33 protein-coding genes are annotated in these 26,966 nt (G+C 60.8%); 15 read left to right on the forward strand and 18 right to left on the reverse strand.

Annotation, left to right across the window (positions count from 1 at the left end; translation table 11 throughout):
* Positions 1–99: 99 nt before the first annotated feature.
* The 14 genes from WH87_RS00940 to coxB (WH87_RS01005) all read right to left on the reverse strand — a co-directional run bounded on the left by WH87_RS00940 (position 100) and on the right by coxB (WH87_RS01005) (position 11,788).
* Positions 100–543: a DUF1284 domain-containing protein gene (locus WH87_RS00940; protein ID WP_046137683.1), complete on the reverse strand. Its 444-nt coding sequence runs from the start codon at positions 541–543 to the stop codon at positions 100–102.
* Positions 540–1,103 carry a biotin transporter BioY gene (locus WH87_RS00945; protein WP_046137682.1) on the reverse strand — a complete coding sequence of 188 codons (564 nt, stop codon included), beginning with the start codon at positions 1,101–1,103 and terminating at the stop codon, positions 540–542. The genes WH87_RS00940 and WH87_RS00945 overlap by 4 nt, the downstream gene beginning before the upstream one ends.
* 176 nt (positions 1,104–1,279) lie before the next feature.
* Positions 1,280–1,948, reverse strand: coding sequence for a GntR family transcriptional regulator (locus tag WH87_RS00950; protein WP_046137681.1), 669 nt, complete (start codon positions 1,946–1,948; stop codon positions 1,280–1,282).
* Between the two features lie 45 nt (positions 1,949–1,993).
* Complete coding sequence (locus WH87_RS00955) at positions 1,994–2,602, reverse strand: GNAT family N-acetyltransferase (protein ID WP_046137680.1); 609 nt, start codon at positions 2,600–2,602, stop codon at positions 1,994–1,996.
* Between the two features lie 12 nt (positions 2,603–2,614).
* Positions 2,615–3,877 (reverse strand): M16 family metallopeptidase, encoded by a 1,263-nt coding sequence (locus WH87_RS00960; protein ID WP_046137679.1) that lies wholly within the window; start codon positions 3,875–3,877, stop codon positions 2,615–2,617.
* Between the two features lie 52 nt (positions 3,878–3,929).
* Positions 3,930–5,324: a threonine synthase gene (gene thrC, locus WH87_RS00965; protein ID WP_046137678.1), complete on the reverse strand. Its 1,395-nt coding sequence runs from the start codon at positions 5,322–5,324 to the stop codon at positions 3,930–3,932.
* A 68-nt stretch (positions 5,325–5,392) separates the two neighbouring features.
* A complete protein-coding gene (locus WH87_RS00970) occupies positions 5,393–6,151 on the reverse strand; it encodes an SURF1 family protein (protein ID WP_052726204.1) in 759 nt (252 codons plus the stop codon).
* Positions 6,148–6,501 carry a DUF983 domain-containing protein gene (locus WH87_RS00975; protein WP_245622280.1) on the reverse strand — a complete coding sequence of 118 codons (354 nt, stop codon included), beginning with the start codon at positions 6,499–6,501 and terminating at the stop codon, positions 6,148–6,150. The genes WH87_RS00970 and WH87_RS00975 overlap by 4 nt, the downstream gene beginning before the upstream one ends.
* A gap of 67 nt (positions 6,502–6,568) precedes the next feature.
* The gene (locus WH87_RS00980; protein WP_046137676.1) at positions 6,569–7,405 is read right to left on the reverse strand and encodes a cytochrome c oxidase subunit 3; all 837 of its coding nucleotides are present in this window, start codon (positions 7,403–7,405) and stop codon (positions 6,569–6,571) included.
* A 2-nt stretch (positions 7,406–7,407) separates the two neighbouring features.
* On the reverse strand, positions 7,408–7,974 hold the full coding sequence (locus tag WH87_RS00985; protein WP_046137675.1) for a cytochrome c oxidase assembly protein: 567 nt from the start codon (positions 7,972–7,974) through the stop codon (positions 7,408–7,410).
* Positions 7,974–8,156, reverse strand: a complete 183-nt coding sequence (locus WH87_RS00990; RefSeq protein ID WP_046137674.1) for a hypothetical protein — start codon at positions 8,154–8,156, stop codon at positions 7,974–7,976. The genes WH87_RS00985 and WH87_RS00990 overlap by 1 nt, the downstream gene beginning before the upstream one ends.
* A complete protein-coding gene (locus WH87_RS00995) occupies positions 8,153–9,079 on the reverse strand; it encodes a heme o synthase (protein WP_046137673.1) in 927 nt (308 codons plus the stop codon). Before WH87_RS00995 ends, WH87_RS00990 begins: the two co-directional genes overlap by 4 nt.
* A 69-nt stretch (positions 9,080–9,148) precedes the next feature.
* The gene (ctaD, locus tag WH87_RS01000; protein WP_046137672.1) at positions 9,149–10,843 is read right to left on the reverse strand and encodes a cytochrome c oxidase subunit I; all 1,695 of its coding nucleotides are present in this window, start codon (positions 10,841–10,843) and stop codon (positions 9,149–9,151) included.
* 21 nt (positions 10,844–10,864) lie between these two features.
* On the reverse strand, positions 10,865–11,788 hold the full coding sequence (gene coxB / locus WH87_RS01005; RefSeq protein WP_245622281.1) for a cytochrome c oxidase subunit II: 924 nt from the start codon (positions 11,786–11,788) through the stop codon (positions 10,865–10,867).
* A gap of 329 nt (positions 11,789–12,117) precedes the next feature.
* Here coxB (WH87_RS01005) and WH87_RS01010 point away from each other — a divergent pair, with 329 nt between their 5' ends.
* Together WH87_RS01010 and WH87_RS01015 are read left to right on the forward strand one after the other, a co-directional pair.
* Positions 12,118–12,627, forward strand: a complete 510-nt coding sequence (locus WH87_RS01010; protein ID WP_046137670.1) for an invasion associated locus B family protein — start codon at positions 12,118–12,120, stop codon at positions 12,625–12,627.
* An 18-nt stretch (positions 12,628–12,645) separates the two neighbouring features.
* A complete protein-coding gene (locus tag WH87_RS01015; RefSeq protein WP_046137669.1) occupies positions 12,646–12,891 on the forward strand; it encodes a PilZ domain-containing protein in 246 nt (81 codons plus the stop codon).
* 179 nt (positions 12,892–13,070) lie between these two features.
* Here the strand turns inward: WH87_RS01015 and WH87_RS01020 are convergent, their stop codons facing one another.
* The gene (locus tag WH87_RS01020) at positions 13,071–13,331 is read right to left on the reverse strand and encodes a hypothetical protein (RefSeq protein WP_046137668.1); all 261 of its coding nucleotides are present in this window, start codon (positions 13,329–13,331) and stop codon (positions 13,071–13,073) included.
* A gap of 151 nt (positions 13,332–13,482) precedes the next feature.
* On the opposite strand from WH87_RS01020, the gene WH87_RS01025 reads away from it, so the two are divergent.
* Entirely contained in the window at positions 13,483–14,373 is an 891-nt protein-coding gene (locus tag WH87_RS01025; protein WP_046137667.1) for a LysR family transcriptional regulator, read from the forward strand.
* Between the two features lie 208 nt (positions 14,374–14,581).
* Here the strand turns inward: WH87_RS01025 and WH87_RS01030 are convergent, their stop codons facing one another.
* Positions 14,582–15,472: a LysR family transcriptional regulator gene (locus WH87_RS01030; RefSeq protein WP_046137667.1), complete on the reverse strand. Its 891-nt coding sequence runs from the start codon at positions 15,470–15,472 to the stop codon at positions 14,582–14,584.
* A 151-nt stretch (positions 15,473–15,623) separates the two neighbouring features.
* Between WH87_RS01030 and WH87_RS01035 the strand changes: the two genes are divergently transcribed.
* A complete protein-coding gene (locus WH87_RS01035; protein WP_046137668.1) occupies positions 15,624–15,884 on the forward strand; it encodes a hypothetical protein in 261 nt (86 codons plus the stop codon).
* Positions 15,885–16,063: 179 nt separating this feature from the next.
* On the opposite strand, the gene WH87_RS01040 is transcribed toward WH87_RS01035, so the two are convergent.
* Both WH87_RS01040 and WH87_RS01045 read right to left on the reverse strand, forming a co-directional pair.
* The gene (locus WH87_RS01040) at positions 16,064–16,309 is read right to left on the reverse strand and encodes a PilZ domain-containing protein (protein WP_046137669.1); all 246 of its coding nucleotides are present in this window, start codon (positions 16,307–16,309) and stop codon (positions 16,064–16,066) included.
* Between the two features lie 18 nt (positions 16,310–16,327).
* Positions 16,328–16,837 (reverse strand): invasion associated locus B family protein, encoded by a 510-nt coding sequence (locus tag WH87_RS01045; protein ID WP_046137670.1) that lies wholly within the window; start codon positions 16,835–16,837, stop codon positions 16,328–16,330.
* Between the two features lie 329 nt (positions 16,838–17,166).
* Here WH87_RS01045 and coxB (WH87_RS01050) point away from each other — a divergent pair, with 329 nt between their 5' ends.
* From coxB (WH87_RS01050) to WH87_RS01100, 11 genes are all read left to right on the forward strand, one after another.
* On the forward strand, positions 17,167–18,090 hold the full coding sequence (gene coxB, locus WH87_RS01050; protein WP_245622281.1) for a cytochrome c oxidase subunit II: 924 nt from the start codon (positions 17,167–17,169) through the stop codon (positions 18,088–18,090).
* Positions 18,091–18,111: 21 nt separating this feature from the next.
* Positions 18,112–19,806, forward strand: coding sequence for a cytochrome c oxidase subunit I (gene ctaD / locus WH87_RS01055; protein ID WP_046137672.1), 1,695 nt, complete (start codon positions 18,112–18,114; stop codon positions 19,804–19,806).
* 69 nt (positions 19,807–19,875) lie between these two features.
* Positions 19,876–20,802: a heme o synthase gene (locus WH87_RS01060; RefSeq protein WP_046137673.1), complete on the forward strand. Its 927-nt coding sequence runs from the start codon at positions 19,876–19,878 to the stop codon at positions 20,800–20,802.
* Positions 20,799–20,981: a hypothetical protein gene (locus WH87_RS01065; RefSeq protein WP_046137674.1), complete on the forward strand. Its 183-nt coding sequence runs from the start codon at positions 20,799–20,801 to the stop codon at positions 20,979–20,981. Before WH87_RS01060 ends, WH87_RS01065 begins: the two co-directional genes overlap by 4 nt.
* Positions 20,981–21,547 (forward strand): cytochrome c oxidase assembly protein, encoded by a 567-nt coding sequence (locus WH87_RS01070; protein ID WP_046137675.1) that lies wholly within the window; start codon positions 20,981–20,983, stop codon positions 21,545–21,547. The genes WH87_RS01065 and WH87_RS01070 overlap by 1 nt, the downstream gene beginning before the upstream one ends.
* A 2-nt stretch (positions 21,548–21,549) precedes the next feature.
* Positions 21,550–22,386 carry a cytochrome c oxidase subunit 3 gene (locus WH87_RS01075; RefSeq protein WP_046137676.1) on the forward strand — a complete coding sequence of 279 codons (837 nt, stop codon included), beginning with the start codon at positions 21,550–21,552 and terminating at the stop codon, positions 22,384–22,386.
* A gap of 67 nt (positions 22,387–22,453) precedes the next feature.
* On the forward strand, positions 22,454–22,807 hold the full coding sequence (locus WH87_RS01080; protein WP_245622280.1) for a DUF983 domain-containing protein: 354 nt from the start codon (positions 22,454–22,456) through the stop codon (positions 22,805–22,807).
* Positions 22,804–23,562, forward strand: coding sequence for an SURF1 family protein (locus WH87_RS01085; RefSeq protein ID WP_052726204.1), 759 nt, complete (start codon positions 22,804–22,806; stop codon positions 23,560–23,562). The genes WH87_RS01080 and WH87_RS01085 overlap by 4 nt, the downstream gene beginning before the upstream one ends.
* 68 nt (positions 23,563–23,630) lie before the next feature.
* On the forward strand, positions 23,631–25,025 hold the full coding sequence (thrC, locus tag WH87_RS01090) for a threonine synthase (protein WP_046137678.1): 1,395 nt from the start codon (positions 23,631–23,633) through the stop codon (positions 25,023–25,025).
* Positions 25,026–25,077: 52 nt separating this feature from the next.
* Positions 25,078–26,340: a M16 family metallopeptidase gene (locus WH87_RS01095; protein ID WP_046137679.1), complete on the forward strand. Its 1,263-nt coding sequence runs from the start codon at positions 25,078–25,080 to the stop codon at positions 26,338–26,340.
* A 12-nt stretch (positions 26,341–26,352) separates the two neighbouring features.
* On the forward strand, positions 26,353–26,961 hold the full coding sequence (locus WH87_RS01100; RefSeq protein WP_046137680.1) for a GNAT family N-acetyltransferase: 609 nt from the start codon (positions 26,353–26,355) through the stop codon (positions 26,959–26,961).
* The last annotated feature ends 5 nt before the right edge of the window (positions 26,962–26,966 follow it).

A 26,966-nucleotide genomic window follows, 5' to 3' on the forward strand; every position in this document is an offset into this window, starting at 1 on the left:
CGTTGCCGAACGGCATCCGCGTGTCGAGAAGCACCTTTGGTAGCGGGGATTGGCCTGTGCGACAAGCACTGGGGGCTGTTGCCAATAGGCAACAGGGGGTCAGAGGGCCTGCTGCGCCCCAGCAATATCAAGCCGGACGTCCGGATAATCGGCACCAGCAATTGCTGTGCAAAGCCCGCTCCACTCGCACCCCTCGCACGCCTGCCGGATATCTCGCCCCGCAAAGGCGCGGCGCATCATGGCAAGTTCGGCCTCTCCAAGACGAAAACGGGTGCCAGCGCGGATAGACCGCGCCAGCAGATTTGTGAGGGCTTTGGCAGCCTGGCGATCCCGCTCAATGACGCTATCGCGCCAGCAATGGGGATCGGGCTCGCCGAGCAGGGGCGCGCAGATATCGTCGGGGCCATCCACAATCTGAATGTCCTCGCCACCATTGAGTCGCTGCACAATCGCGTCGTAGTTGACGGTAAAGGCAGGCGTGTAGCCCTTGCCGACATAGGTCAGCATGCAGAGCAGATGGTGGGCGCGCAGGTTGACGGTCAACGGGCGAGAGCCTTGAGAGCCGCCGCGCCCAGCACCGATTTCAGCACGGCACCAACGACGAATGGCGCAACCCCCGAAGCGATTGCCACTTCAGCGCCAAAATTAACACCAAGCCACGCGCCGCCGACAGCGAGGCAAACCACATTGCCCAGCAGCATCGCAGCAAAGGCCAGCACGACGCGATGACCGTTCCAGCCACGCTCGGCCAGAAAGCCGACGAGGGCCGCAGCCAGTGGGAAGGCAAAGAGATAGCCGACCGTTGGCCCGGCAAAGTGGGCAAGGCCGCCTGCCCCGCCTGCGAGCACCGGCAGACCAAATGCGCCCTCAACCAACCAGGCAGCAACGGTGACAGCGCCCAGGCGCCAGCCATAGAGCGCGCCAACCAGCGTCACAGCCAATGTCTGCATGGTCATGGGCACCGGCACCATCGGCACCTCGATGTAAGATGAGAGTGCCAGCAGCACGGTGCCCAGCACGACAGCGGCAGCCTGCCAGGCCAAAGGCCGAGTCTCAAGGCGCAGCGGGCTGAAGGATCGGGTGGAAGTCAGTGTCGTCGTCATGAAGATTTCTCGTTTCGATAAATTATAGATAATTCTGTCGACTCATCTATTAAACCGAAAATCTGCGCCCGGAGCAATGCCCGCGCGGCATCCAAGCGCGCATAGACCGGCCACGTCCGTCCGTTGAACGGATGCACAGATGATAGTTGGAGCTAAAAAGCGGGGGCCTGACGCCATTACCCGACGATGGCGAAGGCCTCGCGGGTGGTGCCAGCGGCGGTGCGGACGGGCTTCTGGCCGATCCATTGCACATGCCGTCCCAAGGTCGTCAGTGCAGCGTCGACATTGCCCTGCCGCAGCGCTGCCAGAATGGCCAGATGATCCATATCGGTGCGGGTTTCCCACTCGGTGCGCCACGCGGCAAACAAAAACCGGGCACTGGCCGCATGCAAATCATCAATCGTGGCAAGCAGACGCGGCATGGCGCAAGGAGCCAGAATGGTGCGGTGGAACGTGCGGTTCGCCTCCTCCCATGAATGCACATCGCGCGACTTATCCCCAGCCCGCGTGGCGTCTTCGGCCAGATCCAGAATCGCCTTGGTCAGGTGCGGTGCGGCATGGCGCAATGCCAGCACTTCAAGCGAGGCCCGCATTTCAGCGACTTCGCGCACTTCGGCCAGATCGAACGCGGCGACACGTACCCCGCGCCGTGGTTCGCTGATCGCCAGACCCTGCGCTTCCAGCCGGCGGAACGCCTCGCGCACCGGCACATGGCTAGCCCCGAACTCACTGGCAATGTGATCCTGCCGCAGACGGCTGCCCGGCTCGATCTCGCCGGCAATGATGCGATCGGCCAGCACCTTGCTGATCCGCACGGCAATGGTGTCGTCTTTGGTCTGGGTCATGTTTTATAGATAATTTGCGTCGCTGCGCCTGTCGAGGCGAAAGCGTCAGCGTCGATTGGCTGCGCGGTGCAATTCGTAGCGCTCGCGCGTCATGCCAAACAGCACATGGTCTTCCCAGCGCCCGTTGATCTGCAGGTACTTCTCGGCAAAGCCTTCTTCGACAAAGCCGTTCTTTTCGAGAACCCGTCGCGACGGCACGTTGCCCGGCAAAAACGCGGCATGGATACGGTGCAGGTCGAGCGTGTCGAACACAAAGGGCAGGCAGACCGAAACGGCCTCGCTCATGATCCCCTGCCCGGCATATTGCTGGCCCATCCAATAGCCGAGGTTGACGAACTGGGCGGCGCGTCGGCGCACATTGGATAGGGTTATGCCGCCGACAATATCTTCGGCGCGTCCCTCGCCGCTGAAAATGAAGAAGGAATAATCGGTCCCCTCTTCGACTTCCTGGCGGGCGCGTTTCACGCGATTGATAAACACCTGCCGGGCCAAGTCGGCCTCGGTCCAGCGCGGCTCAAACGGGCGCAGGAAGTCGCGGCTGCCACGGCGCAGGGCATACCAGGCGTCGTAATCGCCCATCTGCGGCAGGCGCAGAAGCAGGCGATGTCCCCGCAGGGAGATCAACGACGCCGGCGATGACCATGGCCACAGCATGCGCGTCTGGCCTCAGCGTTTGAGATGGTCGCCAATGGCGCCAAGGTCGGGCAGACCAGCGATCGGGCCGATACCGGCCAACGTGGGTGCACCCATGGTGAAAATCTGCTCGGCCACGTCTTGCACGCGCTGGGCGGTGATGGCGTTGATGCGATCCACTGTTTCCTGCATCGGGATCGGGCGACCCCACAGGATCTGCTGGCGCGCCAGCTGCCCGGCACGCGCCGATGGGCTTTCCAGAGACATCAGCAGGCCCGCGCGGATCTGGTTACGGACGCGGATCACCTCTTCCTCGGTGATCGATTCCGTGGCGCGCTTGAGCTCGTCGAGCACGACCGGCACAAGGTCGGCGACCTCGTCTTCCCCCGTTGCCGCGGCAACACCAAACACGCCGCTATCGGCAAACGCCCAGTGGAACGAATAGACCGAGTAACAGAGACCACGCTTTTCGCGCACTTCCTGAAACAGGCGCGAGCTCATGCCGCCGCCAAGGATCGAGGCCAGCACCTGCGCGGCATAGAAGCCGTCAGCATTATAGGCGCGGCCTTCAAAGCCGATGACGATGTGAGCCTGCTCGTGGTCGGACACGAGGCGCTCTTCGCCGCCTTGATATTCAGCTCGCTGCGGCGCTGGCGCGCCATTGGGCTTGAGGTCGGCAAAGCGCTGGCGCGCAACTTCGACGAGCCCCTCATGGTCCACATTGCCCGCAGCCGCCATCACCATGTGGTCGCCCACATAGTTGCGGTTCATATATTTGCGGATGGTGTCGGAGCTGAATTCGCGCACCGAATCCACTGTGCCCAAAATCGTGCGGCCGATGGGTTGGGTGGGAAAGGCTGCGGCCTGAAACAGGTCGAACACGTGATCGTCCGGATTATCGCGCGCCGCGCCAATTTCCTGCACGATGACCTGCTTTTCGCGGCTGAGCTCTTCTTCCTCAAAGCGCGAATTCTGCAGGATATCGGAGAGAATGTCAGCGGCCAGCACCACATCCTCTTTGAGCACGCGGGCGAAATAGCCGGTATGCTCGATCGACGTCGCAGCGTTGAGATCGCCACCCACATTTTCGATGGCTTCGGCGATCTGCAGGGCCGAACGCCCCTCGGTGCCCTTGAACGCCATGTGCTCGAGCAGATGGGAAATGCCGTGCTCGGCCTTGCGTTCGCTGCGCGCCCCGGCCTTGACCCAGACGCCCAGCGAAGCACTTTCCAGATGCGGCATGTCGTCGGTGAGAACCACCATGCCGTTGTCGAGTGTCGTCGATTCTACGCTCACGCAAGGTCCTCCTCAGGCCCGGCGGTTGGGGGACCGCCGCTCCCTCAACACGTCAGGCAGCGCGTGTCCGCGCCGAGATGAATTCTTCAACCGCGCTCTGCTCGTTGGCAAGCACGCTGAGGCGCTCCTCCCGCGAATAGAGATCGGCCAGCCACGCCGGCAGGGGTGGCTCGATGCCGGAAGCATCCTTGACGGCAGCCGGGAACTTGGCCGGATGCGCCGTCGACAGGGTAATCATCGGCACAGCCGAGCGCGGCTGCGCCTGCGCCACATGCACGGCGACGGCGGTGTGCGGATCGAGGAGATATCCCGACTGGGCGAGCGTTGCGGCAATAGCCGCCTTGGTCTCAGCCTCGCCGGTGGTGCCAGCGGCAAAGTCGCGACGGATGGCGGCCAATGCGCTCTCTGGCAGCGCGAAACCACCCGACTGCTTGAGGCCATCCATCATGCGCACGACGGCGCCCGCATCGCGGCCCGCACCTTCAAACAGCAGGCGCTCGAAGTTGGACGAGATCTGGATGTCCATCGATGGGCTGATGGTGGGCGCAACGCCGTCCATATCGTAGCGGCCGGTGTCCATCGCGCGACGCAGAATGTCATTGGCGTTGGTCGCGATGATCAGGCGCTCAATGGGCAGGCCCATGGCCTTGGCGCAATAACCGGCAAAAATATCGCCGAAATTGCCGGTCGGCACGGTGAAGCTCACCTTGCGATGCGGCGCACCCAGCGACACAGCCGCCGTGAAATAATAGACAATCTGCGCGACGATGCGGCCCCAATTGATCGAATTGACGCCACTGAGGCGCACGCGATCGCGGAAATTGTGGTTGTTGAACATCGCCTTGACGATGTTCTGGCAGTCGTCAAACGTGCCCTCGATGGCAATGTTGTGCACATTGGCGTCGAGCACAGTCGTCATCTGCAGGCGCTGCACCGGGGAGGTGCGGCCGCGCGGATGGAGAATGAAGATGTCGGTGGTGTCGCGGCCCCGGAAGGCCTCGATGGCTGCCGAACCGGTGTCGCCCGAAGTGGCGCCAACGATCGTTGCCTTAAGGCCCCGCTCGGTCAGGATGTGATCCATGACCCGGCTGAGGAACTGCATGGCCACGTCCTTGAACGCCAAGGTTGGCCCATGGAACAGCTCAAGCACGAAGTGATTGGATTCGATCTCGACCAGTGGCGCAACGGCCGGGTGGCGGAACGAGGCATAGGCCCCATCAATGATGGCACGCAGTTTGTCGGGTGCGATCTCATCGCCGACGAAACGACCGATAATATCGTACGCGACGTCTGCATAGGATTTGCCAGCAAAAGCGGCAATTTGAGCAGGAGAAACCTGAGGCCAGCTCTGTGGGACATAAAGCCCGCCATCGGAGGCGAGGCCCGCCAGGACTGCGTCGGAGAAGCCGAGCACGGGCGCCTGGCCGCGCGTTGAGACAAACTGCATTCGGGGAGAAAGCCCTTTTAGAATTGTTGCAACCTAGAGAAACGGGCGATGAACCGCAAGTTTGATGGTTAGCCCGCCTTTGCGCCCTGCCGCTGCCGCCAAATCCAGAAGCCCAGCATGACGACAGCCACGATGGCAAAGCCGAACCAGGTGTAGGCGTAGCCCAGATGGTTATTGGGAAACTCAACCACGGTCTCGCCACCCTGTGGCAGCTCGCCGGGAGCGCCGGCAGGCAGATCCACATAGAAGGGCGCAATCGGCGCCAGCGCTGGATCGGCCATCGCCGCCATGCGCTGGGGGTCCCGCACCCACTCGATGCGGTCCGACGTATTGGGCGCGGGCGTCATGAAGCCAGCATGTTCACCGGGACGCAACAAGCCGGTGATGGTCACCTGGTTTTCCGCGCCCTCACCATCGGTGACGGCGGCTTCCTGAACCTGTTGCGGAATAAAACCGCGATTAACGAAGACCGTGCCGCCATCGGCCAGCACAAACGGGGTCATCACCCAATAACCCGGCCCAGATGCCTTGCCCTTGCTGTTGGCAAGGCTGGTGAACACGGTCAGCGTCTGATTGTAGCGGAAAGCGCCAGTCAGCGAGACCGGCTGGAAGTTCAGGGCTTCAGTATCGAGCGTAGACCAGGTGGCGGCTTCCGGCACGGGGATCGGCGCAGCCGTCAGGCGCGAGTCGACGGCGGCGATCAACGCCTCCTTTTCGTGGAGGCGTTCAAGCTGCCAGGTACCGAGCCAGGCGCAGACCACGGCCAGTATCAGCATCAGCACGACGAACGTGCCGGTCATGACTGTGCTGAGGCGTTTCTCGCTCATTGGTGTCCCTCGTGAGCATCGTGACGATATTGCTGGGCCACCAGCACGCCCTTGAACGGGGGCAGCAGCGCCAGCGACAGAATGATGGTGGTGGGGATCCACAGCGCCAGATGAACCAGCGGCGGCGGATTGAACATTGCCCCGACGATCAGCGCGAGGGTGATGACGATAGGCGCGACTAGAAAAATCACGAAGATCGCAGGACCGTCGCCGCTATCGGCAAATTTGAGATCGATCCCGCAGACCGAACAGGACGGGGCGACCTTGAGATAGCTGGAGAACAGCTTGCCCTCTCCGCAGCGCGGACAGCGGCAGAGCAGACCAGTGGTCAGGGGGGAAGGTTGTGCCACAAGGCTCTCCAAACAAATCGGGGCGCAGCCAGCAGCTGCGCCCCGTAAAAGACGTCGGGCGGGACCGTTAGTGGCTCAACGCCACGCCCCAGCTGCCCCACACATAGATGGAGGCAAACAGGAACAGCCAGACCACGTCCACAAAGTGCCAGTACCAGGCCGCAAATTCGAAGCCGAGGTGGCGTTCTGGGGTGAAGTCACCACGGTAAGCGCGCAGCAGGCAGACGGCCAGGAAGATGGTGCCGATCAGAACGTGCAGACCATGCAGGCCCGTCGCCATGAAGAAGGTCGCGCCATACATGTCGCCAGCGAACGAGAAGCCGGCTTCCGAGTACTCAATGCCCTGAACGACGGTGAAGACAGCGCCGAGAGCAACGGTGAGGATCAGACCCCACTTGAGGCCTTCGCGGTCATTCTCCAGCAGCGCGTGGTGCGCCCAGGTCACCGTGGTGCCCGAGGTCAGCAGCAGCAGCGTGTTGAACAGCGGCAGGTGGAACGGGTCAAACAGCTCGATGCCGGTTGGCGGCCAATGACCGCCAGTGGCCGCAACACGAGCATACTGCTCAATGTCGTCGAAGCGGAAGAAGCCGTCGAAATAGGCCCAGAAGAAGCCGAAGAACACCATCACTTCAGAAGCGATGAACAGCATCATGCCGTAGCGGTGGTGCATCTGCACGACCGGGGTGTGATCAACGCCATTATTGGCTTCTTTGATCACGTCGCTCCACCATGCGTACATGGTGTAGAGCACGCCAACCAGGCCGATGAAGAAGACGAACGGTGTCCACTGGTGCATCCAGAAGATGATGCCCAGGGCAAAGACGAAGACGGCGGCCGACATGACAAACGGCCACGGGCTCGGTTCGACCATGTGGTAGTCGTGGTTCTTGGTAATTGCCGACATCGTCAGCTTCCCCCGTTCTCTGAAGCGTAGAAGGTATAAGAGAGTGTGATCTCTTTGATGGTATTGAGCTCAGGATTATCGTTGAGCTCAGGATCGACGAAAAACACGATCGGCATTTCCACGGTTTCACCGGGCTGCAGCGTCTGCTCGGTAAAGCAGAAGCATTCGATCTTGTTGAAATAGACGCCTGCGCGTTCGGGCGACACGTTGAACGTGGCCATGCCGGTCAGCGGCTTATCGGAAAGATTGGTGGCAATGTAATTGACCGTATCCACGGCACCGATGTTGTCGGTGATGGATGGCGCAGCCTTGACCGACCAGGACAGATCGTTGGCCACGTTGGAGTCAAAGCGCACCGTCATGATGCGGTCGATAATGCCCTTTGGATTGTCCGTTGCCTTGCCGGGCGTACCACCAAAGCCAGTCACCTGGCAGAAGATGTTGTAGAGCGGCACAGAGGCATAGGCCAAGCCGACCATGCCGATGGCAATGGACAGACCGATCACAGCCACGCGCTTGTTACGGCGCGCCATTGCTGGGTCGATACGCTGGTTCGTCAGATCAGCCATCAGAGTGCCCGATCAAACAGAGCAGGGCCCATCTTGACGATGGTCAGCGTATAGAAGGTGATCGCAAACAGCGCGAGGGCGATGGCCAGAGCAATCGAGCGGCGGCGACGCACGCGCGAGCGCGCGGCGGCTATCTCTGGTGTCTCGATGGCTACGCTGTGAATTTCGTCTGGTGCGCTCATCCGAAGAAGCTCCCATACCGTGTCAGAAGATTGTCGGTGAGGAAGGCGAAGTACACGATGAACAGGTAGCTCAGCGAGTAATTGAACACCACCCGCGCCGCTTTGCGCATGGCCACGTCTTCACGGGCCTGCAGCAATCGCCAGGACAGGAACAGGAACGACGCGCCGGTAATGACAGCGACGACCGTGTACACCATGCCCGAATATCCGAGCCAGGTCGGCAGCATGGCGGAGGCCGCCAGCAGCACCGTATAAGCGAAGATCTGAACCTTGGTGGACTGGTTGCCCACGACGTTTGGCATCATGGGAATGCCGGCTGCGCCATAGTCGCTCTGCTTGTAGAGGGCGAGCGCCCAGAAGTGTGGCGGGGTCCAGAGGAACGTGATCAGGAACAGCACGACGGCTTCCATCGAGATGGTACCGGTGACCGCAGCCCAGCCGACGATCGGCGGGAAGGCACCAGCAGCACCACCGATGACGATGTTCTGCGGCGTCGCGCGCTTGAGCCACATCGTATAGATGACGGCATAAAAGAAGATGGTGAAGGCGAGCAGGCCTGCCGCGACCCAATTGGTCGCAAGCCCTAGCAGCGCCACCGAGAAGACCGATAGCACGAGACCGAAGACCAGCGCTTCACCCTTGGTGATGCGACCGGCCGGGATTGGACGGTTGACGGTCCGGCTCATGATGGCGTCGATATCGGCGTCGTACCACATGTTCAGCGCGCCAGAGGCCCCTGCCCCGATAGCGATGCAGACGATGGCGATGATGCCGATGAATGGGTTGATGCCACCTGGTGCTGCCACCAGGCCAACAATGGCGGTGAACACGACCAGCTGCATGACGCTCGGCTTGAGCAGCGCGAGGTAGTCCTCGACGCGTGCCTCGCCGGTCAATCCGGGTGTGTTCCTGGTGTCATCCATAAAAGCCACTGGCTTTGCCTCAGTTAGGGAAGCGGGCCGCGCGAGCGCGGCCCGATCTATACGTTGCGCTTAGTGCGCGTTTGTCGACTCGATACGTGGCAGGGTCGAGAACTGGTGGAACGGTGGTGGGCTGGACAGGGTCCATTCCAGTGTCGTTGCACCCTCGCCCCATGGGCTGTCGCCCGCTGGACGCTTCTTACGGCTGGCTTCCCACGTCGCGTAGAAGAAGATCAGCATCGCGAAGAAGGTGATGTAGTAGCCGTAGGAGGAGATGCGGTTGAACAGGGTAAACGCATCTGGGTAATCGATGTAGCGGCGCGGCATACCGGCAAGGCCGAGGAAGTGCTGCGGGAAGAAAATCAGGTTCACGCCAACGAACATGACCCAGAAGTGCAGCTTACCCAGGAACTCCGAGTACATGTAACCGAACATCTTGGGGTACCAGTAGTACCAGCCAGCGAAGATCGAGAACACGGCACCCAGCGACAGCACGTAGTGGAAGTGAGCAACCACGTAGTAGGTGTCGTGCAGGGCACGGTCGGCACCAGCATTGGCGAGCACCACACCGGTCACACCACCAACGGTGAACAGGAAGATGAAGCCGATTGCCCACAGCATTGGCGTGCGGAAGGTGATGGAGCCGCCCCACATGGTGGCGATCCACGAGAAGATCTTCACGCCGGTCGGCACCGCGATAACCATCGTGGCGGCCACGAAGTAACGCTGCACGTCGAGGCTGAGGCCGGTGGTGTACATGTGGTGAGCCCACACGACGAACCCGACGAAGCCGATGGCGACCATGGCGTAAGCCATTGCCATGTAGCCAAAAATTGGCTTGCGGCTGAAGGTCGACACGATGTGGCTGATGATGCCGAAGCCCGGCAGGATCATGATGTACACTTCGGGGTGACCGAAGAACCAGAACAGGTGCTGGAACAGGATCGGGTCGCCACCTTCGGCAGGCTTGAAGAAGGCAGTACCGAAGTTACGGTCCGTCAGCAGCATGGTGATGGCACCAGCCAGCACTGGCAGAGCCAGCAGCAGCAGGAATGCAGTCACCAGAACCGACCAGGCGAACAGCGGCATCTTGTGCAGCGTCATGCCCGGAGCGCGCATGTTGAAGATGGTGGTGATCAGGTTGATCGCACCAAGGATCGAGCTGATACCGGCAACGTGCAGGGACAGGATCGCGAAGTCCATTGCCGGGCCAGGGTGGCCGGAGGTGGACAGTGGTGGGTAGATCGTCCAGCCGCCGCCGAAGCCGAGCGCGCCAGGGCCGGTACCTTCAAAGAACAGGCTCATCAGCAGCAGGATGAATGCTGGAGGGAGCAGCCAGAAGGCGATGTTGTTGATACGCGGGAACGCGGTATCGGGCGCACCGATCATCAGGGGCGCGAAGTAGTTTGCAAAACCACCCATGGTGGCTGGCATGACCACGAAGAACACCATGATCAGCGCGTGCGCCGTGGTGAACACGTTGTACATGTGCTTGCCGGCGTCGAGGGCTGCGTCGCCATCCACACCATAGACCATGGCTGCAAGGCCGTGGAAAATCTGAATGCCGGGCTCCTGCAGCTCCATGCGCATAACGCCGGAGAGAAGGCCACCGACGATCCCCGCGACGATCGCGAAGATCAGGTACATGATGCCGATGTCTTTGTGGTTGGTCGAATAGACCCAACGACGCCAACCCTTCGGCGTGTGATCATCATGGGCAGCATCGTGGCCAGTAGCGTGGGCCTCGAGGTGAGCGGTGTTTGCCATTATTATGTCCCCTGACCCGTCTTACTTAATCGCAACCAGCGTGGCGTTGGCAGCGTCATAGTCGCCCGCCTTGAACGCCGCGATGAACGCTGCATATTCAGCCTTGGTGACCACGCGCACGGCGATGGGCATGAAGGCATGGTCCTTGCCGCAAAGCTCAGAGCACTGACCGTAATAAACGCCGGTTTCGCGCGCATTGAACCAGGTCTCATTGAGACGGCCGGGCACGGCGTCGATCTTGATGCCGAAGGACGGCACTGCAAAGGCGTGGATCACACCCATTGGATCGGCAGTGACCTGAACGCGAACAGTGGTGTCGACTGGAACAACCAGCTCATTGTCCACTGCAAGCAGGCGCGGCTGGCCAGGCTTGGTCGCATTGCGATCGGTTTCATTCAGCATCAGCTGCGTGAAAGCCAGATCGTCATCGACGTATTCATAGTCCCAGTACCACTGCTGACCGGTTGCCTTGATGGTCAACTCGGGCGCAGGCACCTCGATCTCACCGAACGAGAAGATGTTGGCGCCAAGATATTTGCGCTCGCCATCTGGCGTCGTCAGCTGATCGCTCAGCACGCCGAAAGACGGCACCGAGATCACGATCAGCGCGATGATTGGCAACACGGTCCAGACGATTTCAACCAGCGTATTGTGGGTGAAACCTGCCGGCACCGGATTGGCCTTGGCATTATAACGAATAACAACCCAGATCAGCAGCGCCAGAACCAGGATGACGATGAGCGAAATGCTCCACATCAAAATCCCGTCGTGGAACGCCGTGATCGAATCCATAATAGGCGTCACTGAACGCTGCAGATGGAACTGGCCAGGGAGCGGATGACCAGCTGCGTAGCCGCCCTCTTCCTGCGCCGTGGCAAGAACTGGGGCCAGCGCCATTGCGGCTGCCGAAATCGCCCCCATCTTCCTCAAGAACTGCCCGGTCACCTCAAACCCCCGTATCGAATTCCATTGGTGCATCCACACCGGATTGAGGGCGAAATAAGCGGCATAGCTAACGCCGCCCCGACTCAACCTCGGAGCGAAAAACTCTGGCTTGACCTAAATCACATTGAATTGGCCGAGTCTATTGCGGCATTGGCGCGCGCATCTGCGTCATATTGAACCCTTTAGGCCACCTTGCCGCCTCACCCTCGCCGCAGTTTCACACCCATATTCCCAGCATTTCCGGGCTTTGGTTGACTTGGACACAAGCCTGTCGGAAACAGAGAACTGCCCACGCGGCCGCGCGATTCGTCTGGAGAAGTGATAGAGTGATGTCGATTTTCAAGCGCTACCTGACCGGTGCGAGCCTGGCTCTCGTCGCCCTCGCCTCTACCAGCCACGTCACTTTTGCCCAGGGCACAGTGCGCGCGCAGTATGGCGACTGGCAGATGAGCTGCGATACGCCTCCCGGCGCCAGCGCAGAGCAGTGCGCCATCATTCAGAATGTGATGGCTGAAGATCAGCCCAATGTGGGCCTCTCTGTCATCGTATTGCGCACGGCCGATCGCGAAGCGCGCCTGCTGCGCGTACTGGCACCCCTTGGCGTGCTGCTGCCAAACGGCCTTGGCCTCAATGTTGATGGCAAGGATATGGGCCGCGTCGCCTTCGTGCGCTGCCTGCCCAATGGCTGCGTCGCCGAAGTGGTCCTCGATGACGCACTGATCCAGACGCTGTCCGATGGCACAGACGCGGTTTTCGTCGTCTTCAAGACACCTGAAGAGGGCATCGGCATTCCCGTATCGCTCAAGGGCTTCAAGGACGGCTTCGCGCAGCTGCCCTAATCCTCAGAGGGGGGAATTATGGAAGAGGAAAAGCGCGCTGCGCCGCGTCACCGTACGCTCAAGGGCGCGCGCATTGCCTTTCACGATGGCTTTTCAACCATCGAATGCACAGTCCGCAACATGTCGGACATCGGCGCCATGCTCAAAGTGGCAAGCGTGATCGGGATTCCCGATCACTTCGATCTCGTGTTGAGTGATGGGCAGAAGTTCACCTGCACTGTCGCCCGCCGCACCGCCACCGAAGTGGGCGTGACGTTCGACTAGGCCACCGGGCCACTCCCCAGACAGAAAAAAGCCGGACAAGCACGAAGCTGTCCGGCAAGTCATCAGGAAACGGGACCAGCGGCAAAACCGGCCCGAAGATGGCACGAGCACTCAATTGGGGGGTCGTACCAACACGGTGGCAGCGGCGCCTTTGGGCGTCGGTGCAAAGACAATCGCAGTCAGCGGCGGGCGTTCCGCGCCCGGGCAGCGTTCAGGACATGCGCGCCGGCCCCACCCTTATGGGCCAGGGCAGCGGTGACGTCCGAGCGCGAAATACCCAAATCCTCAAACTGCTCGCGATCGAAGTCCAACAGGCCTTTCAGTGCCGCGCGGCGGGTACGTGCAGCTTGTGCCTTTGCGATCCAGCGCAGAATTGCGACAAAAGGATTGGCAGGCGAGGCAGCCGCGACTGTCCGCTCGCTGGGCAGCGAGAGAGCCATGATAGTCTCCAAAAATGTGGTTGTGCCGAGGGAGTCGGCGGGGTTCGGTACAAACTGACTGCACCGATAGTCCTGATTACCGCACTGGACTTCCATTCGTCTAACAAATAGATTTCATCTACTCTATCAATTTGAGTGATGGGAATGGACTATGGCCGCTCCACTTGATCTCGACCAGTTGCAAAGCTTCTGCGCTATTGCCGACTGCGGCAGCTTCACCGAAGCCGCGCGGCGTGTGAACAAGACCCAGTCCGCCGTCTCCATGCAGATCAAGCGGCTTGAAGAGCGCCTTGGTCACTCGCTACTTGCGCGCGACGGCCGCACCGTCACCCTGACCCGGCAAGGCGAGGCGCTCTATTCCCGCGCCCGCAAAATGCTGCGCACCAATGCCGAAATCCTCGACCACTTTTCCGATGGCGACCTCTCGGGCTCGATCCGCTTTGGCGTGCCGGACGATTATGCAGTTCGCCTCCTGCCCGTGATCCTGTCGAGCTTCCAGCGTACTCACCCCAAGATTGCCGTGGATGTTTCCTGCATGGCGTCCGAGCATCTGCTCGAGGGCATGCGCGCTGGGCGCTATGATCTGATCGTCTTCACGCAGGGCACCGAGCAAAACTACGGCGAGCTGTTCCGCACCGAAAAGATGTTCTGGGTGGCCAGTCATGGCGGCCGCGCACTGGCCAGCGAACCCCTCGCCATCGCTTCGGGCCCGAACTATTGCATCTGGCGCAAGGACGCGATGGAAGCCCTCGACCGCAGCGGCATGGACTATCGCATCGCCTATACATCCTCCAACGCCACCGCCATTTCCAGCGCCGTGCTGTCTGACCTGGCCATTGGCTTCCTGCCGGAAAGCGCCATGCAGCCCGGCATGCGCGTGGTCAACGAAGAGTATGGTCTGCCGCGCCTCGGCGACGCCCAGATCGCCCTCAAACGCGCCAGCCACGCCTATGGCGGCATTTACGACGCGCTAGCGAACCACATCGTCCAGTCGATGGGCAACCTGGACCATCCGCCAGTCACAGCCGAAGCGGCGGAGTAGAGGGTTCCTCCCCACTGGGTCATTCCGGCGAAGGCCGGAATCCATGTCCGCAACGCGCCCCCGCATCCACATTAATGGACAACCCACAGCATGGATCCCGGCCTAGGCCGGGATCCATGCTGTGGGTTGTCCATTAATGTGGATGCGGGGGCGCGTTGCGGACATGGATTCCGGCCTTCGCCGGAATGACCCAGTGGGGAGGAACCCTCTACTCCGCCGCTTCGGCTGTGACTGGCGGATGGTCCAGGTTGCCCATCGACTGGACGATGTGGTTCGCTAGCGCGTCGTAAATGCCGCCATAGGCGTGGCTGGCGCGTTTGAGGGCGATCTGGGCGTCGCCGAGGCGCGGCAGACCATACTCTTCGTTGACCACGCGCATGCCGGGCTGCATGGCGCTTTCCGGCAGGAAGCCAATGGCCAGGTCAGACAGCACGGCGCTGGAAATGGCGGTGGCGTTGGAGGATGTATAGGCGATGCGATAGTCCATGCCGCTGCGGTCGAGGGCTTCCATCGCGTCCTTGCGCCAGATGCAATAGTTCGGGCCCGAAGCGATGGCGAGGGGTTCGCTGGCCAGTGCGCGGCCGCCATGACTGGCCACCCAGAACATCTTTTCGGTGCGGAACAGCTCGCCGTAGTTTTGCTCGGTGCCCTGCGTGAAGACGATCAGATCATAGCGCCCAGCGCGCATGCCCTCGAGCAGATGCTCGGACGCCATGCAGGAAACATCCACGGCAATCTTGGGGTGAGTACGCTGGAAGCTCGACAGGATCACGGGCAGGAGGCGAACTGCATAATCGTCCGGCACGCCAAAGCGGATCGAGCCCGAGAGGTCGCCATCGGAAAAGTGGTCGAGGATTTCGGCATTGGTGCGCAGCATTTTGCGGGCGCGGGAATAGAGCGCCTCGCCTTGCCGGGTCAGGGTGACGGTGCGGCCGTCGCGCGCAAGTAGCGAGTGACCAAGGCGCTCTTCAAGCCGCTTGATCTGCATGGAGACGGCGGACTGGGTCTTGTTCACACGCCGCGCGGCTTCGGTGAAGCTGCCGCAGTCGGCAATAGCGCAGAAGCTTTGCAACTGGTCGAGATCAAGTGGAGCGGCCATAGTCCATTCCCATCACTCAAATTGATAGAGTAGATGAAATCTATTTGTTAGACGAATGGAAGTCCAGTGCGGTAATCAGGACTATCGGTGCAGTCAGTTTGTACCGAACCCCGCCGACTCCCTCGGCACAACCACATTTTTGGAGACTATCATGGCTCTCTCGCTGCCCAGCGAGCGGACAGTCGCGGCTGCCTCGCCTGCCAATCCTTTTGTCGCAATTCTGCGCTGGATCGCAAAGGCACAAGCTGCACGTACCCGCCGCGCGGCACTGAAAGGCCTGTTGGACTTCGATCGCGAGCAGTTTGAGGATTTGGGTATTTCGCGCTCGGACGTCACCGCTGCCCTGGCCCATAAGGGTGGGGCCGGCGCGCATGTCCTGAACGCTGCCCGGGCGCGGAACGCCCGCCGCTGACTGCGATTGTCTTTGCACCGACGCCCAAAGGCGCCGCTGCCACCGTGTTGGTACGACCCCCCAATTGAGTGCTCGTGCCATCTTCGGGCCGGTTTTGCCGCTGGTCCCGTTTCCTGATGACTTGCCGGACAGCTTCGTGCTTGTCCGGCTTTTTTCTGTCTGGGGAGTGGCCCGGTGGCCTAGTCGAACGTCACGCCCACTTCGGTGGCGGTGCGGCGGGCGACAGTGCAGGTGAACTTCTGCCCATCACTCAACACGAGATCGAAGTGATCGGGAATCCCGATCACGCTTGCCACTTTGAGCATGGCGCCGATGTCCGACATGTTGCGGACTGTGCATTCGATGGTTGAAAAGCCATCGTGAAAGGCAATGCGCGCGCCCTTGAGCGTACGGTGACGCGGCGCAGCGCGCTTTTCCTCTTCCATAATTCCCCCCTCTGAGGATTAGGGCAGCTGCGCGAAGCCGTCCTTGAAGCCCTTGAGCGATACGGGAATGCCGATGCCCTCTTCAGGTGTCTTGAAGACGACGAAAACCGCGTCTGTGCCATCGGACAGCGTCTGGATCAGTGCGTCATCGAGGACCACTTCGGCGACGCAGCCATTGGGCAGGCAGCGCACGAAGGCGACGCGGCCCATATCCTTGCCATCAACATTGAGGCCAAGGCCGTTTGGCAGCAGCACGCCAAGGGGTGCCAGTACGCGCAGCAGGCGCGCTTCGCGATCGGCCGTGCGCAATACGATGACAGAGAGGCCCACATTGGGCTGATCTTCAGCCATCACATTCTGAATGATGGCGCACTGCTCTGCGCTGGCGCCGGGAGGCGTATCGCAGCTCATCTGCCAGTCGCCATACTGCGCGCGCACTGTGCCCTGGGCAAAAGTGACGTGGCTGGTAGAGGCGAGGGCGACGAGAGCCAGGCTCGCACCGGTCAGGTAGCGCTTGAAAATCGACATCACTCTATCACTTCTCCAGACGAATCGCGCGGCCGCGTGGGCAGTTCTCTGTTTCCGACAGGCTTGTGTCCAAGTCAACCAAAGCCCGGAAATGCTGGGAATATGGGTGTGAAACTGCGGCGAGGGTGAGGCGGCAAGGTGGCCTAAAGGGTTCAATATGACGCAGATGCGCGCGCCAATGCCGCAATAGACTCGGCCAATTCAATGTGATTTAGGTCAAGCCAGAGTTTTTCGCTCCGAGGTTGAGTCGGGGCGGCGTTAGCTATGCCGCTTATTTCGCCCTCAATCCGGTGTGGATGCACCAATGGAATTCGATACGGGGGTTTGAGGTGACCGGGCAGTTCTTGAGGAAGATGGGGGCGATTTCGGCAGCCGCAATGGCGCTGGCCCCAGTTCTTGCCACGGCGCAGGAAGAGGGCGGCTACGCAGCTGGTCATCCGCTCCCTGGCCAGTTCCATCTGCAGCGTTCAGTGACGCCTATTATGGATTCGATCACGGCGTTCCACGACGGGATTTTGATGTGGAGCATTTCGCTCATCGTCATCCTGGTTCTGGCGCTGCTGATCTGGGTTGTTATTCGTTATAATGCCAAGGCCAATCCGGTGCCGGCAGGTTTCACCCACAATACGCTGGTTGAAATCGTCTGGACCGTGTTGCCAATCATCGCGCTGATCGTGATCTCGGTGCCGTCTTTCGGCGTGCTGAGCGATCAGCTGACGACGCCAGATGGCGAGCGCAAATATCTTGGCGCCAACATCTTCTCGTTCGGTGAGATCGAGGTGCCTGCGCCCGAGTTGACCATCAAGGCAACCGGTCAGCAGTGGTACTGGGACTATGAATACGTCGATGACGATCTGGCTTTCACGCAGCTGATGCTGAATGAAACCGATCGCAATGCGACCAAGCCTGGCCAGCCGCGCCTGCTTGCAGTGGACAATGAGCTGGTTGTTCCAGTCGACACCACTGTTCGCGTTCAGGTCACTGCCGATCCAATGGGTGTGATCCACGCCTTTGCAGTGCCGTCCTTCGGCATCAAGATCGACGCCGTGCCCGGCCGTCTCAATGAGACCTGGTTCAATGCGCGCGAAACCGGCGTTTATTACGGTCAGTGCTCTGAGCTTTGCGGCAAGGACCATGCCTTCATGCCCATCGCCGTGCGCGTGGTCACCAAGGCTGAATATGCAGCGTTCATCGCGGCGTTCAAGGCGGGCGACTATGACGCTGCCAACGCCACGCTGGTTGCGATTAAGTAAGACGGGTCAGGGGACATAATAATGGCAAACACCGCTCACCTCGAGGCCCACGCTACTGGCCACGATGCTGCCCATGATGATCACACGCCGAAGGGTTGGCGTCGTTGGGTCTATTCGACCAACCACAAAGACATCGGCATCATGTACCTGATCTTCGCGATCGTCGCGGGGATCGTCGGTGGCCTTCTCTCCGGCGTTATGCGCATGGAGCTGCAGGAGCCCGGCATTCAGATTTTCCACGGCCTTGCAGCCATGGTCTATGGTGTGGATGGCGACGCAGCCCTCGACGCCGGCAAGCACATGTACAACGTGTTCACCACGGCGCACGCGCTGATCATGGTGTTCTTCGTGGTCATGCCAGCCACCATGGGTGGTTTTGCAAACTACTTCGCGCCCCTGATGATCGGTGCGCCCGATACCGCGTTCCCGCGTATCAACAACATCGCCTTCTGGCTGCTCCCTCCAGCATTCATCCTGCTGCTGATGAGCCTGTTCTTTGAAGGTACCGGCCCTGGCGCGCTCGGCTTCGGCGGCGGCTGGACGATCTACCCACCACTGTCCACCTCCGGCCACCCTGGCCCGGCAATGGACTTCGCGATCCTGTCCCTGCACGTTGCCGGTATCAGCTCGATCCTTGGTGCGATCAACCTGATCACCACCATCTTCAACATGCGCGCTCCGGGCATGACGCTGCACAAGATGCCGCTGTTCGCCTGGTCGGTTCTGGTGACTGCATTCCTGCTGCTGCTGGCTCTGCCAGTGCTGGCTGGTGCCATCACCATGCTGCTGACGGACCGTAACTTCGGTACTGCCTTCTTCAAGCCTGCCGAAGGTGGCGACCCGATCCTGTTCCAGCACCTGTTCTGGTTCTTCGGTCACCCCGAAGTGTACATCATGATCCTGCCGGGCTTCGGCATCATCAGCCACATCGTGTCGACCTTCAGCCGCAAGCCAATTTTTGGCTACATGGCAATGGCTTACGCCATGGTCGCCATCGGCTTCGTCGGGTTCGTCGTGTGGGCTCACCACATGTACACCACCGGCCTCAGCCTCGACGTGCAGCGTTACTTCGTGGCCGCCACGATGGTTATCGCGGTGCCGACCGGCGTGAAGATCTTCTCGTGGATCGCCACCATGTGGGGCGGCTCCATCACCTTCCGCACGCCAATGCTGTGGGCAATCGGCTTCATCTTCCTGTTCACCGTTGGTGGTGTGACCGGTGTGGTGCTCGCCAATGCTGGTGCCGACCGTGCCCTGCACGACACCTACTACGTGGTTGCTCACTTCCACTACGTGCTGTCGCTGGGTGCCGTGTTCTCGATCTTCGCTGGCTGGTACTACTGGTACCCCAAGATGTTCGGTTACATGTACTCGGAGTTCCTGGGTAAGCTGCACTTCTGGGTCATGTTCGTTGGCGTGAACCTGATTTTCTTCCCGCAGCACTTCCTCGGCCTTGCCGGTATGCCGCGCCGCTACATCGATTACCCAGATGCGTTTACCCTGTTCAACCGCATCTCCTCCTACGGCTACTACATCACCTTCTTCGCGATGCTGATCTTCTTCTACGCGACGTGGGAAGCCAGCCGTAAGAAGCGTCCAGCGGGCGACAGCCCATGGGGCGAGGGTGCAACGACACTGGAATGGACCCTGTCCAGCCCACCACCGTTCCACCAGTTCTCGACCCTGCCACGTATCGAGTCGACAAACGCGCACTAAGCGCAACGTATAGATCGGGCCGCGCTCGCGCGGCCCGCTTCCCTAACTGAGGCAAAGCCAGTGGCTTTTATGGATGACACCAGGAACACACCCGGATTGACCGGCGAGGCACGCGTCGAGGACTACCTCGCGCTGCTCAAGCCGAGCGTCATGCAGCTGGTCGTGTTCACCGCCATTGTTGGCCTGGTGGCAGCACCAGGTGGCATCAACCCATTCATCGGCATCATCGCCATCGTCTGCATCGCTATCGGGGCAGGGGCCTCTGGCGCGCTGAACATGTGGTACGACGCCGATATCGACGCCATCATGAGCCGGACCGTCAACCGTCCAATCCCGGCCGGTCGCATCACCAAGGGTGAAGCGCTGGTCTTCGGTCTCGTGCTATCGGTCTTCTCGGTGGCGCTGCTAGGGCTTGCGACCAATTGGGTCGCGGCAGGCCTGCTCGCCTTCACCATCTTCTTTTATGCCGTCATCTATACGATGTGGCTCAAGCGCGCGACGCCGCAGAACATCGTCATCGGTGGTGCTGCTGGTGCCTTCCCGCCGATCGTCGGCTGGGCTGCGGTCACCGGTACCATCTCGATGGAAGCCGTCGTGCTGTTCCTGATCACGTTCCTCTGGACCCCGCCACACTTCTGGGCGCTCGCCCTCTACAAGCAGAGCGACTATGGCGCAGCCGGCATTCCCATGATGCCAAACGTCGTGGGCAACCAGTCCACCAAGGTTCAGATCTTCGCTTATACGGTGCTGCTGGCGGCCTCCGCCATGCTGCCGACCTGGCTCGGATATTCGGGCATGGTGTACACGGTCGTCGCTGTCATTACCGGCGCGTCGTTCCTGTTCCTGTCCTGGCGATTGCTGCAGGCCCGTGAAGACGTGGCCATGCGCAAAGCGGCGCGGGTGGTGTTCAATTACTCGCTGAGCTACCTGTTCATCGTGTACTTCGCCTTCCTCACCGACAATCTTCTGACACGGTATGGGAGCTTCTTCGGATGAGCGCACCAGACGAAATTCACAGCGTAGCCATCGAGACACCAGAGATAGCCGCCGCGCGCTCGCGCGTGCGTCGCCGCCGCTCGATTGCTCTGGCCATCGCCCTCGCGCTGTTTGCGATCACCTTCTATACGCTGACCATCGTCAAGATGGGCCCTGCTCTGTTTGATCGGGCACTCTGATGGCTGATCTGACGAACCAGCGTATCGACCCAGCAATGGCGCGCCGTAACAAGCGCGTGGCTGTGATCGGTCTGTCCATTGCCATCGGCATGGTCGGCTTGGCCTATGCCTCTGTGCCGCTCTACAACATCTTCTGCCAGGTGACTGGCTTTGGTGGTACGCCCGGCAAGGCAACGGACAATCCAAAGGGCATTATCGACCGCATCATGACGGTGCGCTTTGACTCCAACGTGGCCAACGATCTGTCCTGGTCGGTCAAGGCTGCGCCATCCATCACCGACAACATCGGTGCCGTGGATACGGTCAATTACATTGCCACCAATCTTTCCGATAAGCCGCTGACCGGCATGGCCACGTTCAACGTGTCGCCCGAACGCGCAGGCGTCTATTTCAACAAGATCGAATGCTTCTGCTTTACCGAGCAGACGCTGCAGCCCGGTGAAACCGTGGAAATGCCGATCGTGTTTTTCGTCGATCCTGAGCTCAACGATAATCCTGAGCTCAATACCATCAAAGAGATCACACTCTCTTATACCTTCTACGCTTCAGAGAACGGGGGAAGCTGACGATGTCGGCAATTACCAAGAACCACGACTACCACATGGTCGAACCGAGCCCGTGGCCGTTTGTCATGTCGGCCGCCGTCTTCGTCTTTGCCCTGGGCATCATCTTCTGGATGCACCAGTGGACACCGTTCGTCTTCTTCATCGGCCTGGTTGGCGTGCTCTACACCATGTACGCATGGTGGAGCGACGTGATCAAAGAAGCCAATAATGGCGTTGATCACACCCCGGTCGTGCAGATGCACCACCGCTACGGCATGATGCTGTTCATCGCTTCTGAAGTGATGGTGTTCTTCGGCTTCTTCTGGGCCTATTTCGACGGCTTCTTCCGCTTCGACGACATTGAGCAGTATGCTCGTGTTGCGGCCACTGGCGGTCATTGGCCGCCAACCGGCATCGAGCTGTTTGACCCGTTCCACCTGCCGCTGTTCAACACGCTGCTGCTGCTGACCTCGGGCACCACGGTGACCTGGGCGCACCACGCGCTGCTGGAGAATGACCGCGAAGGCCTCAAGTGGGGTCTGATCCTCACCGTTGCTCTCGGCGCTGTCTTCACCGTCGTTCAGGGCATTGAGTACTCGGAAGCCGGCTTCTCGTTCGCTGGCGACATGTATGGCGCGACCTTCTTCATGGCGACGGGCCTGCATGGTCTGCACGTTCTGATCGGCACCATCTTCCTGGCCGTCTGCCTGCTGCGCGCTTACCGTGGTGACTTCACCCCAGAACGCCACCTCGGCTTCGAATTTGCGGCCTGGTACTGGCACTTTGTGGACGTGGTCTGGCTGTTCCTGTTTGCCTCCATCTATGTGTGGGGCAGCTGGGGCGTGGCGTTGAGCCACTAACGGTCCCGCCCGACGTCTTTTACGGGGCGCAGCTGCTGGCTGCGCCCCGATTTGTTTGGAGAGCCTTGTGGCACAACCTTCCCCCCTGACCACTGGTCTGCTCTGCCGCTGTCCGCGCTGCGGAGAGGGCAAGCTGTTCTCCAGCTATCTCAAGGTCGCCCCGTCCTGTTCGGTCTGCGGGATCGATCTCAAATTTGCCGATAGCGGCGACGGTCCTGCGATCTTCGTGATTTTTCTAGTCGCGCCTATCGTCATCACCCTCGCGCTGATCGTCGGGGCAATGTTCAATCCGCCGCCGCTGGTTCATCTGGCGCTGTGGATCCCCACCACCATCATTCTGTCGCTGGCGCTGCTGCCCCCGTTCAAGGGCGTGCTGGTGGCCCAGCAATATCGTCACGATGCTCACGAGGGACACCAATGAGCGAGAAACGCCTCAGCACAGTCATGACCGGCACGTTCGTCGTGCTGATGCTGATACTGGCCGTGGTCTGCGCCTGGCTCGGTACCTGGCAGCTTGAACGCCTCCACGAAAAGGAGGCGTTGATCGCCGCCGTCGACTCGCGCCTGACGGCTGCGCCGATCCCCGTGCCGGAAGCCGCCACCTGGTCTACGCTCGATACTGAAGCCCTGAACTTCCAGCCGGTCTCGCTGACTGGCGCTTTCCGCTACAATCAGACGCTGACCGTGTTCACCAGCCTTGCCAACAGCAAGGGCAAGGCATCTGGGCCGGGTTATTGGGTGATGACCCCGTTTGTGCTGGCCGATGGCGGCACGGTCTTCGTTAATCGCGGTTTTATTCCGCAACAGGTTCAGGAAGCCGCCGTCACCGATGGTGAGGGCGCGGAAAACCAGGTGACCATCACCGGCTTGTTGCGTCCCGGTGAACATGCTGGCTTCATGACGCCCGCGCCCAATACGTCGGACCGCATCGAGTGGGTGCGGGACCCCCAGCGCATGGCGGCGATGGCCGATCCAGCGCTGGCGCCGATTGCGCCCTTCTATGTGGATCTGCCTGCCGGCGCTCCCGGCGAGCTGCCACAGGGTGGCGAGACCGTGGTTGAGTTTCCCAATAACCATCTGGGCTACGCCTACACCTGGTTCGGCTTTGCCATCGTGGCTGTCGTCATGCTGGGCTTCTGGATTTGGCGGCAGCGGCAGGGCGCAAAGGCGGGCTAACCATCAAACTTGCGGTTCATCGCCCGTTTCTCTAGGTTGCAACAATTCTAAAAGGGCTTTCTCCCCGAATGCAGTTTGTCTCAACGCGCGGCCAGGCGCCCGTGCTCGGCTTCTCCGACGCAGTCCTGGCGGGCCTCGCCTCCGATGGCGGGCTTTATGTCCCACAGAGCTGGCCTCAGGTTTCTCCTGCTCAAATTGCCGCTTTTGCTGGCAAATCCTATGCAGACGTCGCGTACGATATTATCGGTCGTTTCGTCGGCGATGAGATCGCACCCGACAAACTGCGTGCCATCATTGATGGGGCCTATGCCTCGTTCCGCCACCCGGCCGTTGCGCCACTGGTCGAGATCGAATCCAATCACTTCGTGCTTGAGCTGTTCCATGGGCCAACCTTGGCGTTCAAGGACGTGGCCATGCAGTTCCTCAGCCGGGTCATGGATCACATCCTGACCGAGCGGGGCCTTAAGGCAACGATCGTTGGCGCCACTTCGGGCGACACCGGTTCGGCAGCCATCGAGGCCTTCCGGGGCCGCGACACCACCGACATCTTCATTCTCCATCCGCGCGGCCGCACCTCCCCGGTGCAGCGCCTGCAGATGACGACTGTGCTCGACGCCAATGTGCACAACATTGCCATCGAGGGCACGTTTGACGACTGCCAGAACATCGTCAAGGCGATGTTCAACAACCACAATTTCCGCGATCGCGTGCGCCTCAGTGGCGTCAATTCGATCAATTGGGGCCGCATCGTCGCGCAGATTGTCTATTATTTCACGGCGGCTGTGTCGCTGGGTGCGCCGCATCGCAAGGTGAGCTTCACCGTGCCGACCGGCAATTTCGGCGATATTTTTGCCGGTTATTGCGCCAAGGCCATGGGCCTGCCCATTGAGCGCCTGATCATCGCGACCAACGCCAATGACATTCTGCGTCGCGCGATGGACACCGGCCGCTACGATATGGACGGCGTTGCGCCCACCATCAGCCCATCGATGGACATCCAGATCTCGTCCAACTTCGAGCGCCTGCTGTTTGAAGGTGCGGGCCGCGATGCGGGCGCCGTCGTGCGCATGATGGATGGCCTCAAGCAGTCGGGTGGTTTCGCGCTGCCAGAGAGCGCATTGGCCGCCATCCGTCGCGACTTTGCCGCTGGCACCACCGGCGAGGCTGAGACCAAGGCGGCTATTGCCGCAACGCTCGCCCAGTCGGGATATCTCCTCGATCCGCACACCGCCGTCGCCGTGCATGTGGCGCAGGCGCAGCCGCGCTCGGCTGTGCCGATGATTACCCTGTCGACGGCGCATCCGGCCAAGTTCCCGGCTGCCGTCAAGGATGCTTCCGGCATCGAGCCACCCCTGCCGGCGTGGCTGGCCGATCTCTATTCGCGGGAGGAGCGCCTCAGCGTGCTTGCCAACGAGCAGAGCGCGGTTGAAGAATTCATCTCGGCGCGGACACGCGCTGCCTGACGTGTTGAGGGAGCGGCGGTCCCCCAACCGCCGGGCCTGAGGAGGACCTTGCGTGAGCGTAGAATCGACGACACTCGACAACGGCATGGTGGTTCTCACCGACGACATGCCGCATCTGGAAAGTGCTTCGCTGGGCGTCTGGGTCAAGGCCGGGGCGCGCAGCGAACGCAAGGCCGAGCACGGCATTTCCCATCTGCTCGAGCACATGGCGTTCAAGGGCACCGAGGGGCGTTCGGCCCTGCAGATCGCCGAAGCCATCGAAAATGTGGGTGGCGATCTCAACGCTGCGACGTCGATCGAGCATACCGGCTATTTCGCCCGCGTGCTCAAAGAGGATGTGGTGCTGGCCGCTGACATTCTCTCCGATATCCTGCAGAATTCGCGCTTTGAGGAAGAAGAGCTCAGCCGCGAAAAGCAGGTCATCGTGCAGGAAATTGGCGCGGCGCGCGATAATCCGGACGATCACGTGTTCGACCTGTTTCAGGCCGCAGCCTTTCCCACCCAACCCATCGGCCGCACGATTTTGGGCACAGTGGATTCGGTGCGCGAATTCAGCTCCGACACCATCCGCAAATATATGAACCGCAACTATGTGGGCGACCACATGGTGATGGCGGCTGCGGGCAATGTGGACCATGAGGGGCTCGTCGAAGTTGCGCGCCAGCGCTTTGCCGACCTCAAGCCCAATGGCGCGCCAGCGCCGCAGCGAGCTGAATATCAAGGCGGCGAAGAGCGCCTCGTGTCCGACCACGAGCAGGCTCACATCGTCATCGGCTTTGAAGGCCGCGCCTATAATGCTGACGGCTTCTATGCCGCGCAGGTGCTGGCCTCGATCCTTGGCGGCGGCATGAGCTCGCGCCTGTTTCAGGAAGTGCGCGAAAAGCGTGGTCTCTGTTACTCGGTCTATTCGTTCCACTGGGCGTTTGCCGATAGCGGCGTGTTTGGTGTTGCCGCGGCAACGGGGGAAGACGAGGTCGCCGACCTTGTGCCGGTCGTGCTCGACGAGCTCAAGCGCGCCACGGAATCGATCACCGAGGAAGAGGTGATCCGCGTCCGTAACCAGATCCGCGCGGGCCTGCTGATGTCTCTGGAAAGCCCATCGGCGCGTGCCGGGCAGCTGGCGCGCCAGCAGATCCTGTGGGGTCGCCCGATCCCGATGCAGGAAACAGTGGATCGCATCAACGCCATCACCGCCCAGCGCGTGCAAGACGTGGCCGAGCAGATTTTCACCATGGGTGCACCCACGTTGGCCGGTATCGGCCCGATCGCTGGTCTGCCCGACCTTGGCGCCATTGGCGACCATCTCAAACGCTGAGGCCAGACGCGCATGCTGTGGCCATGGTCATCGCCGGCGTCGTTGATCTCCCTGCGGGGACATCGCCTGCTTCTGCGCCTGCCGCAGATGGGCGATTACGACGCCTGGTATGCCCTGCGCCGTGGCAGCCGCGACTTCCTGCGCCCGTTTGAGCCGCGCTGGACCGAGGCCGACTTGGCCCGGCAGGTGTTTATCAATCGCGTGAAACGCGCCCGCCAGGAAGTCGAAGAGGGGACCGATTATTCCTTCTTCATTTTCAGCGGCGAGGGACGCGCCGAAGATATTGTCGGCGGCATAACCCTATCCAATGTGCGCCGACGCGCCGCCCAGTTCGTCAACCTCGGCTATTGGATGGGCCAGCAATATGCCGGGCAGGGGATCATGAGCGAGGCCGTTTCGGTCTGCCTGCCCTTTGTGTTCGACACGCTCGACCTGCACCGTATCCATGCCGCGTTTTTGCCGGGCAACGTGCCGTCGCGACGGGTTCTCGAAAAGAACGGCTTTGTCGAAGAAGGCTTTGCCGAGAAGTACCTGCAGATCAACGGGCGCTGGGAAGACCATGTGCTGTTTGGCATGACGCGCGAGCGCTACGAATTGCACCGCGCAGCCAATCGACGCTGACGCTT

It is taken from the genome of Devosia epidermidihirudinis (assembly GCF_000971295.1).
GTDB classification, from domain to species: Bacteria; Pseudomonadota; Alphaproteobacteria; order Rhizobiales; family Devosiaceae; genus Devosia; species Devosia epidermidihirudinis.

Bases quoted from the DNA above. Each gene is read 5' to 3' on its own strand.
- WH87_RS00945 (WP_046137682.1), bottom strand. From the start codon at position 1,103: ATGACGACGACACTGACTTCCACCCGATCCTTCAGCCCGCTGCGCCTT.
- thrC (WP_046137678.1), top strand. From the start codon at position 23,631: ATGCAGTTTGTCTCAACGCGCGGCCAGGCGCCCGTGCTCGGCTTCTCC.
- WH87_RS00990 (WP_046137674.1), bottom strand. From the start codon at position 8,156: ATGAGCGCACCAGACGAAATTCACAGCGTAGCCATCGAGACACCAGAG.
- WH87_RS01035 (WP_046137668.1), top strand. From the start codon at position 15,624: ATGGCTCTCTCGCTGCCCAGCGAGCGGACAGTCGCGGCTGCCTCGCCT.
- WH87_RS00950 (WP_046137681.1), bottom strand. From the start codon at position 1,948: ATGACCCAGACCAAAGACGACACCATTGCCGTGCGGATCAGCAAGGTG.
- WH87_RS01040 (WP_046137669.1), bottom strand. From the start codon at position 16,309: ATGGAAGAGGAAAAGCGCGCTGCGCCGCGTCACCGTACGCTCAAGGGC.
- WH87_RS00955 (WP_046137680.1), bottom strand. From the start codon at position 2,602: ATGCTGTGGCCATGGTCATCGCCGGCGTCGTTGATCTCCCTGCGGGGA.
- WH87_RS01045 (WP_046137670.1), bottom strand. From the start codon at position 16,837: ATGTCGATTTTCAAGCGCTACCTGACCGGTGCGAGCCTGGCTCTCGTC.
- WH87_RS00980 (WP_046137676.1), bottom strand. From the start codon at position 7,405: ATGTCGGCAATTACCAAGAACCACGACTACCACATGGTCGAACCGAGC.
- WH87_RS01010 (WP_046137670.1), top strand. From the start codon at position 12,118: ATGTCGATTTTCAAGCGCTACCTGACCGGTGCGAGCCTGGCTCTCGTC.
- WH87_RS01085 (WP_052726204.1), top strand. From the start codon at position 22,804: ATGAGCGAGAAACGCCTCAGCACAGTCATGACCGGCACGTTCGTCGTG.
- WH87_RS01025 (WP_046137667.1), top strand. From the start codon at position 13,483: ATGGCCGCTCCACTTGATCTCGACCAGTTGCAAAGCTTCTGCGCTATT.
- thrC (WP_046137678.1), bottom strand. From the start codon at position 5,324: ATGCAGTTTGTCTCAACGCGCGGCCAGGCGCCCGTGCTCGGCTTCTCC.
- WH87_RS00985 (WP_046137675.1), bottom strand. From the start codon at position 7,974: ATGGCTGATCTGACGAACCAGCGTATCGACCCAGCAATGGCGCGCCGT.
- WH87_RS01060 (WP_046137673.1), top strand. From the start codon at position 19,876: ATGGATGACACCAGGAACACACCCGGATTGACCGGCGAGGCACGCGTC.
- ctaD (WP_046137672.1), top strand. From the start codon at position 18,112: ATGGCAAACACCGCTCACCTCGAGGCCCACGCTACTGGCCACGATGCT.
- ctaD (WP_046137672.1), bottom strand. From the start codon at position 10,843: ATGGCAAACACCGCTCACCTCGAGGCCCACGCTACTGGCCACGATGCT.
- WH87_RS00995 (WP_046137673.1), bottom strand. From the start codon at position 9,079: ATGGATGACACCAGGAACACACCCGGATTGACCGGCGAGGCACGCGTC.
- WH87_RS01075 (WP_046137676.1), top strand. From the start codon at position 21,550: ATGTCGGCAATTACCAAGAACCACGACTACCACATGGTCGAACCGAGC.
- WH87_RS01015 (WP_046137669.1), top strand. From the start codon at position 12,646: ATGGAAGAGGAAAAGCGCGCTGCGCCGCGTCACCGTACGCTCAAGGGC.
- WH87_RS01065 (WP_046137674.1), top strand. From the start codon at position 20,799: ATGAGCGCACCAGACGAAATTCACAGCGTAGCCATCGAGACACCAGAG.
- WH87_RS00970 (WP_052726204.1), bottom strand. From the start codon at position 6,151: ATGAGCGAGAAACGCCTCAGCACAGTCATGACCGGCACGTTCGTCGTG.
- WH87_RS01020 (WP_046137668.1), bottom strand. From the start codon at position 13,331: ATGGCTCTCTCGCTGCCCAGCGAGCGGACAGTCGCGGCTGCCTCGCCT.
- WH87_RS01070 (WP_046137675.1), top strand. From the start codon at position 20,981: ATGGCTGATCTGACGAACCAGCGTATCGACCCAGCAATGGCGCGCCGT.
- WH87_RS01030 (WP_046137667.1), bottom strand. From the start codon at position 15,472: ATGGCCGCTCCACTTGATCTCGACCAGTTGCAAAGCTTCTGCGCTATT.
- WH87_RS01100 (WP_046137680.1), top strand. From the start codon at position 26,353: ATGCTGTGGCCATGGTCATCGCCGGCGTCGTTGATCTCCCTGCGGGGA.